Origin of the sequence: Acinetobacter sp. CIP A162 (assembly GCF_000367905.1) — a bacterium.
Lineage (GTDB): Bacteria > Pseudomonadota > Gammaproteobacteria > Pseudomonadales > Moraxellaceae > Acinetobacter > Acinetobacter lwoffii.
Genome location: NZ_KB849158.1, coordinates 343,617 through 358,245, shown reverse-complemented (window position 1 = coordinate 358,245; position 14,629 = coordinate 343,617). Strand labels below are relative to the sequence as shown.

Genomic DNA, 14,629 nt, shown 5'->3' with positions numbered 1-14,629 from the left:
ATTAATTTTTAGTGTTAACGGCTGGTAATTTCGGTACCTAATAACCACAAAGCAGTAGCATACATACGGCTGCGATTATAAGTGGTAATCACTTGAAAATTTGGATAAGTGATATAGTAAATCGAGCCATAATTCTCTTGTAATTGAATTACATTAACCAGATCCAGATCGTCAATTTTTACGATTGGATTCATTGGGCTGATGCCTTGAGTTTTTAACACACCATAGGGGGTAGGTTGAGTCAGATCCTTGGCAATCACGGCATCTGGATTTGAACCGGTATAACGTGCCGGAAAGGCAATTGGCTGATTACGCTGCCAGCCATGCTGTGCCAGATAGTTGGCAATCGAACCAATCGCATCTACCGCTGAGTTACGCAGGTCAATATGACCATTGCCATCGTAGTCCACGCCGAATTTTGGAATGTTGCTCGGCATAAACTGCGGATAGCCAACAGCGCCGGCATACGAACCCACCACAGAAGAGGTGGCAACACCATCTCTATACGACCAGGCAATTAAAGCAGCCAGTTCATCCTGAAAATATTGGGCACGACGTTCATAGCCAAACCCTAAGGTTGCTAGGGCATCACGAGTGACAAAAGAGCCCTTGTTGCTACCAAAACCGGTTTCTACACCTAAAATGCCCAGAATGATCGCCTGTGGTACACCAAACTGTTGTTCAGCACGGTTAAGCGTTTCTGCATATTGCTGTTTAAAACGTACGCCGCGCTGAATGGTAGATTCAGCCAGGAAGTTAGTTTTATACGAATACCAAGGCTTACTTTCACCTGGGCGATTCATGATATTGATAATATTAGGCAAATTACGCGTCCCGCTCATGGCGGAATTTACTTGCTGGGCACTTAGCCCATAGCTCTGCATGGCGTTCTGCTTAAAAGCGGCATAAGAAGGGTGATATTGGAAATCGTTGGCCAGACTCAAACTGCTGAGACCAAATGCGGTAAGTGCGATTGAAAGCTGCTTAAACTTTTTATAAAAATCCGATTTCAACATCTTGCTACGATTTCCAGTTTTTTTGATGAGTTGCTGGCGATGTCATTTGAATCATGCCATGAAAAAGATTGATAAATTTTTTCAATCGTGGGGCTTAAAGTGCCAGATTAAAGATAACATTCGGATGAATAAGAGACCTAGCCGCTTATACAAAAATAGCGATGGATTGGCTATTTTTACGGCAGTCTGTCTTATAGAGCCGCTTATCTGTAACAAGCTATTTCACTGATCATAAAAAAGCCTGACCGAAGTCAGGCTAATTCCTCAAGATTTGTAGAAAATCTTGAAACCATGCTATCCAAAACTATTCTGTATAGAACAAAGTATCGTGATATTCAGCCATGGCACGCAGCTCATCTTTATTCAAATTCAGAATAATTTTATCTGCTGCCATATTGATGGCCTTGATCACTGCAGATGCACCAATATCTGCTGCCTTGCGTTTGATCATGCCAAGATCCAGGGTTTTATTAAAGTCGACCATAAAATGTCGGACTGTCGCTTCACCAAATTGCTTGTACAGGTTACTGAACGCTTGTTTATCGATACTCTGACCGGCTTTAAGTTCCGCATAATGATGTTTTAAATTAGTTACCAGATTGGCATCTAGTGACTCACCAATGCGGAAATGCCCTTCAGGATCTTTAAACAGACTGCGCTCAGAGAATGCAATCGACTCTCTGACTACGTCATTTGGTGCTTTACTCAATAACTGTTTCAGCAAAACTGCAACAGTCGACTTGATATAGCCAGCCAGTTTTTCCGCAGTATCGCGTTTATCACTGGCAGGGAAGCGACGCACCAGCTCGGTGAGAATCGCATCAATAATTTCATCATTAATCATCAATGCGGTTTTATCACGCAATGGGTAAAGCGGCTCACTTGAATTTTTGTTTTTTTGTGCAGTCTGAATTGTATTTAAAAGCTCTGCAGAAGGAATAAACCCAAAAAATGGCATTGTTCAACCTCAATGTTTTTTATTGTCGCGCTAAACGAATAGGGCGAGGCATCCATGTTAAATCCGATACACGGCAAGGGTTGATATCCAATCCACCACGGCGTGTATAGGTTGCGTAGACCATCAGCTTTTCCGGTTTCAGTTGCTGCCAGATATCGGCAAACATCTGCTCCACACATTGTTCGTGGAACCCATTGTGCTGACGGTAGGAAATAATATAAGCTAAAATACTCTTATAACAAGGTTTTTTACCTTGATAACGTATAAAAACTGTTCCCCAGTCCGGCTGGCCAGTGACTGGACAGTTACTTCTGAGTAAATGTGAATACAGTTGGATTTCACCTTCTGCTGCATCATCCGAATCCAAAGCCAATAAACTGGCATCTGGATGATTTTCTAGGCGCTCAGGTGTCAGCTCGTCAATGCAGATGCCTTCCGGCTTGCTGATCTCTAATTCATCGACCTGAAACAATTGCAGTTTAACTTCAGCTTCAGCCGCAGCAGATAAATCTTTTTGGACCGTCGTGATAAAGGCATCTTGAGATTCAAACTTGGCAAAATTCAGGCTATTGAAATACAGTTTTAAGGATTTGGATTCAATCAGATTCGGCGAAGACGCTGGCAAGCTAATGCGGCCAATAGCCACTTGCGGCACACCGGTTGAATTTAACCAGGAAATTTCAAAAACATGCCACCAGTCTGCACCTTGCTGAATCGCTTCGACATGTGCGTATTGTTCACGGGCAGGCGCGCGCGAAATCGGAAACAGAACATCGGGCTGATATTCTGTCGGGTAATTGGTGTCTTTACCAAGGAGAGATTGTTCTACACTCATTATTCACGCATTCCTGAACCACGGGAGAGTAAATGATAGGCCACTGCATACAGCACGGCACAACATAAGGTAATCACTGTCAGTGAAATGGCGACATTGACATCGCTATGTCCTAAAATGCCATAGCGGAAGGCATTGACCATATACACGACAGGATTAATTAAAGATAAATTTTGCCAGAATGGGCTTAAGCTCGAAATAGCATAAAACACACCACCTAAATAGGTCAGTGGTGTTAACACAAAAGTCGGGATGATCGAGATGTCATCGAAAGATTTGGCATAGACGGCATTAATAAAACCACCCAAAGAAAACAGCAAGGAAGTGATCAAGACTGTATATATAGTCACAAACCAGTTAGTAATATATAAGTCAGCAAAAAATAAGCTCACTGCACTGACAATGATTGCAACCAGTATCCCACGAATCACACCACCCAACACATGACCCCATAAAATGGCATGCATCGGTACCGGACTCATGATCAGTTCTTCAATGCTTTTCTGGAATTTTGAGCTGAAGAAACTGGAAGAGACGTTGGCATAGCTATTGGTGATCACGGCCATCATAATCAGACCGGGCACAATGAACTCCATATAACTATAGCCGCCCATTTCTCCAATGCGTGAGCCGACCAGATTACCGAAGATCACGAAGTACAAGCTCATGGTGATTGCAGGTGGCAACAAGGTTTGTGGCCAGATGCGCATAAAGCGACGCACTTCTTTATAGATAATGGTATATAAAGCTACACTGAGTTGATTAATGTTCATTGCGCAGCTCCATCCAGATTTTTCTCGACCATTTTCACAAAAAGTTCTTCCAGACGATTGGATTTATTGCGCATACTGCGTACCTGAATATTCTGTGATTCCAGCAACTGGAACAGATCATTCATGGTATGTGCCTTATCCATGGTAATTTCTAAGGTCATCGGATCGATCAGGTTAAAACGCACGCCGATGATATCCAGATGCAAAGGTTCAATCGGTTCGGCCAGATCAAAAATAAACGATTCTTCATTGAGCTGACTCAGGAAGCTTTTCATGGTGGTGTCTTCTTTAATCACACCGCGATCAATAATCGCAATACGGCGACACAGCATTTCTGCTTCTTCTAGATAATGCGTGGTCAGAATGATAGAGGTGCCTTTTTCATTCATCTCGTTTAAAAATTCCCACATCGAACGACGCAACTCGATATCAACGCCTGCCGTCGGTTCATCCAGAATTAGCAGTTTCGGTTCGTGCATCATGGCGCGCGCAATCATCAGGCGACGTTTCATCCCGCCGGATAACATGCGGGCCTGAGTGGCACGCTTTTCCCATAAACCCAGTTTGGTCAGATAAAGCTCCGCCCGTTCCTGTGCAATTTTTTTAGGAATGCCGTAATAGCCTGCCTGAGTCACCAAAATATCAAAGGTTTTTTCAAACTGGGCAAAGTTGAATTCCTGAGGTACTACACCTAGGCACTGTTTGGCCTGGGAAGGGTGGGTATCCAGATTATGACCAAAAATTTCGACTGTACCGGAGGTTTTTTTTGTTAATGAGCTGATAATACCGATGGTAGTAGATTTTCCTGCGCCATTAGGCCCCAATAGCGCATAAAATTCACCTTCTGGTACATTTAAGTTAATCCCTTTCAATGCCTGAAAGCCATTGCGATAGGTCTTTGACACATCCCTTAAGATCAGTGCATCAGTCATGAATATCTCAAATGGTGAAAAGTTGAGATATTGTGAGTGATCTCGCAAAATAAGCCAAGTGATTCACATGCAATTCTGTGTTGCTGTTTTGGAACATTGTATAAAGCTTAAGCATAAAAATGATGAAGTTAGAGATAGTTGCTTTACCTTATGCTTTTTTTTGTTATGATGTGCGCGATCCAAAAAAGATGCGCTCATAGCTCAACTGGATAGAGTACAGGTCTCCGAAGCCTGTGGCGTGGGTTCGAGTCCCGCTGAGCGCACCATTTATTTAATCTATAAATCTGAAAAATAAATCAAATTAGTAACGCACACAGTTACGGCCATCATCTTTCGCCCGATAAAGATTGTTATCGGCAATTTTCAAAACGTCTAGAATATTTTTAGAACTGTCTGGCCAAGAAGCAATACCAATCGAAATGCTAATGTGACCTATGTCCTGAATCTCTTTACCTGCAATTTCTTTTCTGAACCTTTCTGCGCTTTCATAAACTTCAGTGAGATTGCTGTTCGGTATAATAATGATAAATTCTTCACCACCGTAGCGGCAGCAAATATCATCTTTACGAAATTTTTGCTGCATCGTCTTGGCAATATGCTTTAAGACAACATCACCTTGATCATGACCGTAATTGTCATTAATGTTTTTAAAATGATCAACATCCATCAGAAGCACTGAAAAAGGGATGTTCATTTTCATGTTTTGAGTCATGACATAATTCAAACCACGACGATTCATCAAGCCGGTTAAAGGATCTGTATTAATATGATGATCCATCTTGCTCATTTGTTGTGAAAATTTTCGAACACTCAGCAGTAGGGCTAACTTGAATTTTGTGACCTCATAGTACCAAGGCTGGATATCCTTAATTTTTGAGCCGATTTCTGCCTGATTCAGTAAACTCGCCATATCTGCCAGTTGGTTCAACGGGGCCGAGATAGAATCAGACAGCCGCCATACAATATAAAAAACCAGCAAATAAAATAAAAAGAATCCTGCGGCCAATTTATAAAGGATAGAATTTGCCTGTTTAAGTAAGTCATGGGTAGGTTGCTGGGAAACCACGATCCAGTTTGAAGTCGGAATATGAGAAAAACCTGCCAGATTATCAACGCCCTGGCTGTTGATTAAACGAATTTGACCATTTTTATGCGCATGCATATATTGCAGACCAGTATTATTGCTGGCCCATTGCCCAATTCTTTCACGATCCGGATGAAAAATAATTTTATTTTCATTGTTAATCACATACATATAACTATTCTTATAATTTTTATAAGTGGTTAGAAGCTGATTAATTACATTTTTTTCTTTTAAATAAATCGCTGCACCGATGAAGCCCTGATAGTGATTTGACTTGTCAAAAATAGGTTGAGAAATAAACACGATCATATTTTTTTGTACAGAAAAATAGGGTGAAGATATATAAGTCGATTTTTTATGGAGAGAGTCAATAATCCCTTGAGTATGTTGTATTTTGCTTTTATCAATATGCAAAATATTAGGCGAAAAGTTTATTAGTCTGCCTTGGGTATCACTGATCACGACACTGTTATAGTGTTCAGACTGATATTTTAATTTATTGACCTCGGCTTCTCTAAGTTCATTGTTGTTAAAGTCTTGACCTAATATTTTGGCACTATAGTCCAGTTCAAGAAGCATATTTCTAAAATGGTTGTCTGTACTTAATGCAATTTTATGGGCATGGTCAGCATTTAAGGCAAGAGAATTGTCGATTAACTGATTTTTTACGATCTGATAGCTAATAATGAGAGAAATAATAAAAAGGCTAGACACACTGAAAATAGCTAATAAAAGTATTAACTGCCTTAAATTGAGATCAAGGTGTTTCCTAAAATTATTAGCTGACATAAAAAGTTATATATATCTCGATGTATTTATGAGCATTGTATTGCATTTATATTCAATGTTTAAGGTTGATATAAAATTAAATTTCTATTAAGTAGGAGTTTTTATTTTGATCAAATTTAGAGTTTACAGATCGATTGCATGTAAATAGGGTAGCTTTGAAAAGCTGAGTAAGGTTCTGAATATTTAACTATGCTACAAATAAAAATATGACATTTAACGTTCAGAAAATCTATTCAATAATTTTGATCCGTCCCTCTAAATGATGAAGTACTCAGACAAAAATATGGTTAATTGACCTTAATGAGGAGATTGAATTATCGCCAATTTTTGAAAATAACCTTTTAAAATTAGTCGTATAGATTCTATGACAGCAGTTTCTTTGAATATTGCGTCCTTTTCCGGAAGTATTTTTTCATAAAAAATCATATTCGAGTTTAAATTTTGAAGCGCTTATTAGAGGTTAGGAAAGAAAGTATTGAGCGGGCTATTCAATCGGAAATCGTATACTTAATAAGATATTTGGTGGTGTTTCAAAAAGTATGCTGAAAAAAAGCAGGTTGGATTTTGATAAAATAGAGAAATGCGAATAACTCTAGAAATCAAGTGTCCAGCCTGCCTAAGTGACAGTATAAAGAAAAATGGCACAAAAGTAGATGGTAAGCAAAATTACCAATGTAAAATATGCAGACGTCAATTTATTGGTGATCATGCTCTCAGTTATCAAGGCTGTCACTCAGGTATCAAAACCAAAATATTACACCTCATGGTGCGAGGCAGTGGTGTCAGGGATATAGCAGAAATTGAAAGAGTAAGTATCGGTAAAGTTCTACGGACACTTAGCCAATCAAAATATCAACTTCGAGCACAGCAAAGTCATTATGAAACCCTTGAAGTAGATGAGTTTTGGACTTTTGTTGGTCATAAGCAAAATAAACAATGGCTAATTTATGCCTATCATCGAGAAACAGGTGAAATTGTTGCTTATGTATGGGGTAACCGAGATTTAGCCACTGCAAAACGACTTAAATTAAAATTGAAGCAGTTAGGTGTAAGCTATACATGTATATCAAGTGACCATTGGGATAGCTTTGTTACGACCTTTAAAGAATGCAAACAGTTGATTGGTAAATTTTTCACTGTGGGTATAGAAGGCAATAATTGTCGATTACGGCATCGAATCAGGCGAGGCTTTAGGAGAAGCTGCAACTTCTCCAAAAAGCTTGAAAATCATTTCAAAGCCTTTGATTTAGTGTTCTTTTATATCAATAATGGATTCGTTTAATGCCAGCATACTTTTTGAAACACCACCAGATATTTTTCTAGAAATCAATGAATTAAATAAAGATGATATAAATACAAAATTCTTCGGATGGCAAGCCATAAATATTCTAATCTGCTTTAAAAAAATGACAATTGAAATCTTGTATAAGTCTTCTTTTAGAAGTGTAAAAGGGTATTGTCGGCTAAAAAAATACTGTTATATTCAACTCATGGTAGGTCGTAAAATCAATAAGACGCTACCGATAAGTTGGACGGATCAATGACAGTTAGTTGAGTTTGATGTTTATCACCAGACAATAAATCTAGCACTAGCCATCCAACACAGAGCTCGCAGAAATGCGAGCTTTTTTAATGTCTGCACAATTCATTAAGTTTAATATTCTTTTTCTTATAATCCATTCAGATAAAAAAGTTTACATTGCCAAATTCGCTAACATCTTGAAGATTAATCGCTTGGCTAATTATGGTATAAAAAACTGCAAATTGGATAATGAGAGAGGAAGGAAAAATGTCAAAGATGATTGATATCAAAGTGAAAGATCAATTTAGCCAAGTGACTGAAGCGAAAGCGATGCTGCGTTCCTTTGCAGAGCACAACATTCATCATGCAGCTGAGTTGGTCAAAAAAATTGAACACATCGTGGTGGATGGTGAAACCATTCTGCCGAGTATTGAGTTGTTGTTTGAAAGCCAACAATCTTCAAATATTTATCGCGTTATCGAATAATTTAATCAGTGAACTTCAGATAGGTAGAAAAAAATTGAACTTATTTATCCGAAATCACCGATTCAGCAGTTAAAAAACTCACCATTTAGGTGAGTTTTTTTATACTTTGGTATTTGCTAGCTTGGATGCTAATGTGTGCAGCTATAATCATAAGTTGATTCAATCTCTAAGAGAAGACAACGTGATAATGGGCTTTAATTGGCCGAAGAAATATCCCATAACAATAAAAAAGCTCGCTGGAGTGAGCAAATATTTAAATCTGTTTAAGCTGCACATTCACATCATATTTTTCAAAATCTTTTAGAATCTGCACTAAAGTTTGCTGTGCGATTGTATGCTCAGGGCTTAAAGAAATTTCCTGACGAGTCGTGCTGTCAAAACATTCAATGGCCTGGATCAGCCAATGATGCTCAATGGGACTTTTTTGAATCAATATACGGCGCGGTTGCAAGCTGTCACTGATCTGGCGGGGAAGCACATAGGTAATCGCCAGTTGCACAAATTGCAGTTCTTCAACCGGACTTAAAAAGGTGATCACCCAGTTGCCAACTTTACTCAGTTGCATGGGATTATCGAACGCATCGAATTCTAAATAATGTGACATATACATGATCCAATCGGATGTCTATGCTCACTATATGGCGGGATTATAATTCTTTTTCTATCACGCTTAAGTCGGATATTTCGAGCTTTAAATTTTGCTTAAATATAAATATATCAAATAACCAATTAGTTATCTTGAATAATTAAAGCTGCCTCATTGTTAAACTCACTTATTTAAGAGTTTAAAAGACTAAGATGTTCTTATTCAGGCGCTTCATTTTACTGCAATTGATCTAAAGCAAAATTGATCTGCTTCAGAATGTGATTCAATTCTTGGGGAGCAATACGGCTTTCCTGAAGGGACGTGATCCATTGCATTTGGCACAGTTTTAAACTGCGCGTATCCGGCGCCTGTAAAATCTGATGAATTTGCTGCTTGGCCATCAAGCCACAATATTTTTGTAAGCTTTCCATCATCATATATTTAAGGTCTTCAAAAGACATAGGTTGCAGTTCAGGCAGCTTTTTTGCATGGCTTGAATCCGTTTCAGCAGATGGAATGTCCTGCGCTACTTTAATGGATTCCATCTCAGGATGGAGTTCTTTTGTCGCAGAAGCTGCTGCTATCGATGAGTCCAACGATCGGTTAATCTCGGAGTGTGCCAGGTCAACTTTTGTATCTGTTCTTGCATCAGCCTGCTTTTGACTGATGGCTACCTCGCCAGTTTCAGCCGGAACGATTAAATCCATGGCATAAAGTTGATCTAAGAGTTCGGTAGGAGCAAGCTGTTGTTTTAAGCCATCATTTAATAAGTTGAAATCCTGGCTGCCGATCAGAACCAGTAAGCGGCGTTGGCGTGCGGTCAGTGGGATGGAGCGATCCTGTAGCACCTCGATCCCACGTTGAGTTTTATAAAAATGCATCATAACTGAATAGATGGTTGCTTAAATTCAGCTAGAGCATAGTCTGTGAAAATTACATTAATATGAAGTATTTATTAAAATACAGAGGTTTATTTTGATAAGACCTATAATGTCGTGATCGCCGTATTTTCAAGTGCCTTGCGTAAATAAGGATCGAGTTCATCCTGACGCAGCAACCATTGCACATAGTCAGCAGGTAGTTCTGCAATAGCAGTGCCGCGATGTTTACCAAAATTAATCGTACGTGGAATTCGGGCATCTTCAGAAGCGTCGAATAATTCCTGCATGCTGTTGATTTTTAAATGATGCACAATATGCATCAAAATATTGGCAGTTAAAATAATATCCATATCGGCACGATGCGCTTTACGGATCATTTCACGCGCTCTTTCGCTGCCTTTGGTGATCATATAAATCAGGGCAGAAATATTGTGTGCTTCCGCATCTGGCCAGACCCGACGTGCTAAAGCCAGTGTACAAATCGCCTTGATTTTTGAAGTATCTACACCACATTTTTCGATGGCACGGACGTCATAATCAATATTATGGCCGATCATGTAGACGGTTTCATCAGGCAGGCGAAAGGTACTGTAATGCGGCTGACCTTCCAGATCCGATTCCAGAATATGATGCACGGCCATGGCAGCAAAAGAAATAGCTTCGTCACATGAGTAGAGCTGATCAAACAGGCGGCTTTTATCCAGACTGATTTTATGCTCTACAATTTCGACAGGCGCATAAGCAATTTCGATGGGTTGACCATTTAAAGTATGCGTTTCGGTATCAAGAATAATGGCCTGCATGTCGGAAATGTGCCTGAAAAAGAGAGGAGAGTAAAATCTAACATTATTATTTTGCAACTGACAATTGAATTGCTTTATTTCTGTATTAATTGCAGGCTTTTTAACGTATGACGACTATTTGTATAGTTCTGGAGAGGAGAAATTCTCTATTTTAAAGTTTGTTGATTTCATAATAAATCTAAACCGGTGCGAATTTAATAGAAAAAATAACGCATTCTTTTCTTGATATTGTTTAGATAAATTGGGAAATTACATGTGGTTTTATCGTTTGTTAAAGATAAAACCAGAAAAACTCATTAGAGATGATAATAAATAAGATAAGGATAAGATCGATGAAACGTCAAGTATTGACCTGTACTCTTCTCACATTAAGTGTGGCCTTAACTGCTTGTAACGATGATAGTGATAATGATCGTTTTTACGAGTCCAAACCTGCTCTTCCTGTAAATGATATAGACAATCCGGTGGTGGCAACCCCGGTGGCCTATACTGAAACGGATTTCGCCGGGATCGCTGACGAAAGTGTGATCATGACTTATAAGATGTTAGGGATTAATGGTAAAGAAACACAAGCGACTGCATTGGTGTTCACCCCTGAGGGAACACCACCAGCAAAGGGATGGCCGATCGTCGCATGGGCTCATGGCACGACTGGCGTTGCTGACCAATGTGCACCAAGTCGAAATGCACTGAATCCTTTTATCAGGAATATGATTGCTGGATTTCTTCAAGCGGGATATGTGGTCGTTGCACCCGATTATGAAGGTTTAGGAGAGCCAAGTGGAAAAGAACTTCATCCTTTCTTGAATCTGAAAAGTGAAGCTTATTCTATTACTGATGCAGTTGTGGCTGCACGAAATTATTTAGGTTCACAAGCGTCCAATCAATGGGTTGCAGTAGGGCATTCTCAAGGTGGCCAGGCAGCTTTAGGTGCTGCGCAATATGCAGCACGTGCTTCTAAGATGACCTATAAAGGTACGGTAGCTTTAGCACCGGCTTCAAATTTCAATCTGATTTTGACAGGAGGTGAACAACAGGCGGGACAAGAAACAAATCTGGATAAAAAAATTGGAACTTTAGCATCTTTAGATACCTTTACTGCATTGATTGTTGCCGGTTTGCGTAACCCGAACCCAAATTTGCAATATAGTCAGATTTTTAAAACACCAACCGACGAAATCGCGAAAAATACAGAAACTGATTGCTATGATGTATTAGGCCAGAAATTTGGTACTGCAATGTATGCTTATGCACAATCAAATAATAACTCAGTAAATAATTATCCTCGTACTCAAACTAACTTTATGAGTATTCCAGTCGTAAAGAGCTTCTTAGAAAAAGATTCTCAGCCTTTACTTGTTAAAGTTTCTACGCCAGTGATTATTTATCAGGGTTCAGCAGATAGTACCGTTCCGAAAGCAGCAACAGATGTTTTGGTTGCACTCGCCAATCAGAAACAAACTTCAGTACGTTATATTACGGATGAGTCAAATGCGACTAAATGGGATCATGGTAGCGTCTATGCACTGAATATTCCTAATATTATTTCAGATGTAAAATCTCTAATGCCAATTCAATAACTTATTTTTATCTGAATGGCTCATGTTTTTTTAGATATGAGCCATTTTTATTGCAAACTGAATAAAGTTCATGATCGAAAATTTAAAACTTCATGCTACAATACGCGCCAATCTTAGCACGGCTTAAAAGCCCTAAATCAATAGGACCTCGCTAATGTTTGCCAATATCTCTATCGCTGAATTTGATCCAGAATTAGCTCAAGCAATCTCGAATGAAGATGCTCGTCAAGAAGCTCATATTGAGCTAATCGCTTCTGAAAACTACTGCTCACCAGCAGTTATGGAAGCTCAAGGTTCAAAACTTACTAACAAATATGCGGAAGGCTACCCAGGTAAACGCTACTATGGCGGTTGCGAGTATGTAGACGTTATCGAACAATTGGCGATTGACCGTGCTAAAGAACTCTTTGGTGCTGATTATGCTAACGTTCAGCCACATGCTGGTTCACAAGCAAACTCAGCAGTTTACTTAGCGCTTCTGAACCCGGGCGATACAGTTCTGGGTATGAGCCTTGCTCACGGTGGTCACTTGACTCACGGTGCAAAAGTAAGCTTCTCTGGTAAAACATATAATGCGATTCAGTACGGTTTAAACCCTGAAACTGGCGAGATCGATTACGAAGAAGTTGAGCGTTTAGCGCTTGAGCATAAGCCACGCATGATCGTTGCTGGTTTCTCTGCATACAGCCAGATCGTTGACTGGCAGCGTTTCCGTGAAATCGCGGACAAAGTTGGCGCTTATCTGTTTGTTGATATGGCTCACGTTGCAGGTTTAGTTGCTGCTGGCGTTTACCCAAGCCCGGTGCAAATTGCTGACGTTACGACGACGACGACTCACAAAACACTTCGTGGTCCACGTTCTGGTTTAATCCTTGCGAAAGCAAACGAAGAAATCGAGAAAAAATTACAGTCAGCTGTATTCCCAGGCAACCAGGGTGGTCCTTTGGTTCACGCAATTGCTGCAAAAGCAATCTGCTTTAAAGAAGCAATGGCACCTGAATACAAAGCTTACCAACAACAAGTTGTGGTAAATGCGAAAGCAATGGCTGAAGTATTGATCGCTCGTGGTTATGATGTAGTTTCTGGTGGTACTGAAAACCACTTGTTCTTGCTGTCTTTAATCAAGCAAGACATTACAGGTAAAGAAGCTGATGCTTGGTTGGGTGCTGCTCACATCACTGTGAACAAAAACTCTGTACCAAACGATCCACGTTCTCCGTTCGTCACTTCAGGTATCCGTATCGGTACACCTGCAGTAACCACTCGTGGTTTCGGCGAAGCTGAAGTACGTGAACTTGCAGGCTGGATCGCTGACATCCTGGATGCGAAAGGCGATGAAGCTGTTATCAACGCGGTGAAAGAAAAAGTTGCAGCGGTATGTGCTAAATTCCCAGTTTATGCATAATTGCTTATAAACGGAAAGGAGCTCCCAACCGGGAGCTTTTTTTATAGCTGTAAAAATAACGATATAAAAGATGTTTGGACTTGATCGGACTTACATAGATCAATTTCCTTGCCGCAAGAGATTGAGTCATCAATAAAATCATATTGAGTTTTTCTCAATCTGGCTTAAAGTCTTTTATCAACTATTTGTATTTTTAAATGCTTTAAAAGAATGGATGCATTCGTTGCACGCTTTGCTTGAAATTATTTACAGGAATTATTTTCAGAACCTGACACTTTAAAAACTAATAGGTTATTGAGCTGAAGATCATAGTAGATGGAGCGCTTGAGTGAATCCCATGTTACTGTAAGGTGGTGCTGATATAAGCGCTGTGAATGACATCATTCTTTTTATTTAAATGTTATATGGATCGGTAGCATTTTTGAATATGGGTAAATCCTGTATTTAAAAATGCTGCTGGCGGTTGATTGATTAATTTTTGATTTATGCATTAAACAAGGTAATAAGGATGACTAAACCCAACATTATTTTATCTGAGCAAGATTTACATCGTCTGGAAACGATGCTGGAGAATCAGAGCAAGCTGAGTGAAACCATGATCCGCTTAGAGGATGAATTGGCACGTGCCGAAGTGGTCGAGCCGCAAGCGATCGCAAGCAATATCGTGACCATGCATTCCCGTGTGTTATTGACCATTGCACCTTCTACGGAAGCTGTTGAGGTGACACTGGTTTACCCACACGAATTTAAAGGTGAAAAGGGGCAGGTCAATGTCATCGCACCGATAGGTGCAGCCATTTTGGGCTTAGCAGAAGGTCAAACCATTGAATGGCCACAACCGGATGGTAATACCATGAAAGTGACCATTGAAAAAGTGCTGTTTCAGCCGGAGAGCGAAGGGGATTATCTTTAAGCCAGCGTTGGATCATCCTTGAAAGCCATAGCAATATGGCTTTTTTTGTATATGGATTTTAAGTAA

The 14,629-nt window shown here is 39.7% G+C and carries 14 protein-coding genes and 1 tRNA gene; 6 read left to right on the top strand and 9 right to left on the bottom strand.

The window, feature by feature from the left end:
* Positions 1–14 precede the first annotated feature (14 nt).
* From mltB to F995_RS04345, 5 genes are all read right to left on the bottom strand, one after another.
* Positions 15–1,016: a lytic murein transglycosylase B gene (mltB, locus tag F995_RS04365; RefSeq protein WP_004645604.1), complete on the bottom strand. Its 1,002-nt coding sequence runs from the start codon at positions 1,014–1,016 to the stop codon at positions 15–17.
* Between the two features lie 304 nt (positions 1,017–1,320).
* Positions 1,321–1,974: a hypothetical protein gene (locus F995_RS04360; RefSeq protein WP_004645603.1), complete on the bottom strand. Its 654-nt coding sequence runs from the start codon at positions 1,972–1,974 to the stop codon at positions 1,321–1,323.
* Positions 1,975–1,993: 19 nt separating this feature from the next.
* Positions 1,994–2,809 (bottom strand): NADPH-dependent 7-cyano-7-deazaguanine reductase QueF, encoded by an 816-nt coding sequence (gene queF, locus F995_RS04355; protein WP_004645602.1) that lies wholly within the window; start codon positions 2,807–2,809, stop codon positions 1,994–1,996.
* A complete protein-coding gene (locus F995_RS04350; protein ID WP_004279041.1) occupies positions 2,809–3,582 on the bottom strand; it encodes an ABC transporter permease in 774 nt (257 codons plus the stop codon). The genes queF and F995_RS04350 overlap by 1 nt, the downstream gene beginning before the upstream one ends.
* Complete coding sequence (locus F995_RS04345; RefSeq protein ID WP_004645601.1) at positions 3,579–4,514, bottom strand: ABC transporter ATP-binding protein; 936 nt, start codon at positions 4,512–4,514, stop codon at positions 3,579–3,581. Before F995_RS04345 ends, F995_RS04350 begins: the two co-directional genes overlap by 4 nt.
* Positions 4,515–4,704: 190 nt before the next feature.
* On the opposite strand from F995_RS04345, the gene F995_RS04340 reads away from it, so the two are divergent.
* Positions 4,705–4,780: transfer RNA gene (locus F995_RS04340), tRNA-Arg, on the top strand.
* Positions 4,781–4,815: 35 nt separating this feature from the next.
* Here F995_RS04340 and F995_RS04335 read toward each other — a convergent pair.
* Complete coding sequence (locus tag F995_RS04335; protein ID WP_004645599.1) at positions 4,816–6,387, bottom strand: sensor domain-containing diguanylate cyclase; 1,572 nt, start codon at positions 6,385–6,387, stop codon at positions 4,816–4,818.
* Positions 6,388–6,967: 580 nt separating this feature from the next.
* Between F995_RS04335 and F995_RS04330 the strand changes: the two genes are divergently transcribed.
* Positions 6,968–7,669, top strand: a complete 702-nt coding sequence (locus F995_RS04330; RefSeq protein WP_004282341.1) for an IS1 family transposase — start codon at positions 6,968–6,970, stop codon at positions 7,667–7,669.
* A gap of 507 nt (positions 7,670–8,176) precedes the next feature.
* Positions 8,177–8,395, top strand: coding sequence for a hypothetical protein (locus F995_RS04315; protein ID WP_004645598.1), 219 nt, complete (start codon positions 8,177–8,179; stop codon positions 8,393–8,395).
* A gap of 253 nt (positions 8,396–8,648) precedes the next feature.
* Here the strand turns inward: F995_RS04315 and F995_RS04310 are convergent, their stop codons facing one another.
* The 3 genes from F995_RS04310 to F995_RS04300 all read right to left on the bottom strand — a co-directional run bounded on the left by F995_RS04310 (position 8,649) and on the right by F995_RS04300 (position 10,665).
* A complete protein-coding gene (locus F995_RS04310) occupies positions 8,649–8,999 on the bottom strand; it encodes a hypothetical protein (RefSeq protein WP_004645597.1) in 351 nt (116 codons plus the stop codon).
* A gap of 218 nt (positions 9,000–9,217) precedes the next feature.
* A complete protein-coding gene (locus tag F995_RS04305; RefSeq protein ID WP_004645596.1) occupies positions 9,218–9,865 on the bottom strand; it encodes a hypothetical protein in 648 nt (215 codons plus the stop codon).
* A gap of 101 nt (positions 9,866–9,966) precedes the next feature.
* Positions 9,967–10,665: a DUF3820 family protein gene (locus F995_RS04300; protein ID WP_004645595.1), complete on the bottom strand. Its 699-nt coding sequence runs from the start codon at positions 10,663–10,665 to the stop codon at positions 9,967–9,969.
* Positions 10,666–10,997: 332 nt separating this feature from the next.
* Between F995_RS04300 and F995_RS04295 the strand changes: the two genes are divergently transcribed.
* The 3 genes from F995_RS04295 to rnk all read left to right on the top strand — a co-directional run bounded on the left by F995_RS04295 (position 10,998) and on the right by rnk (position 14,563).
* On the top strand, positions 10,998–12,245 hold the full coding sequence (locus F995_RS04295; RefSeq protein WP_004645594.1) for an alpha/beta hydrolase: 1,248 nt from the start codon (positions 10,998–11,000) through the stop codon (positions 12,243–12,245).
* A 154-nt stretch (positions 12,246–12,399) separates the two neighbouring features.
* Positions 12,400–13,650: a serine hydroxymethyltransferase gene (gene glyA / locus F995_RS04290; protein WP_004645593.1), complete on the top strand. Its 1,251-nt coding sequence runs from the start codon at positions 12,400–12,402 to the stop codon at positions 13,648–13,650.
* A 508-nt stretch (positions 13,651–14,158) separates the two neighbouring features.
* Positions 14,159–14,563, top strand: coding sequence for a nucleoside diphosphate kinase regulator (gene rnk, locus F995_RS04285; protein WP_004279022.1), 405 nt, complete (start codon positions 14,159–14,161; stop codon positions 14,561–14,563).
* Positions 14,564–14,629: the final 66 nt, after the last annotated feature.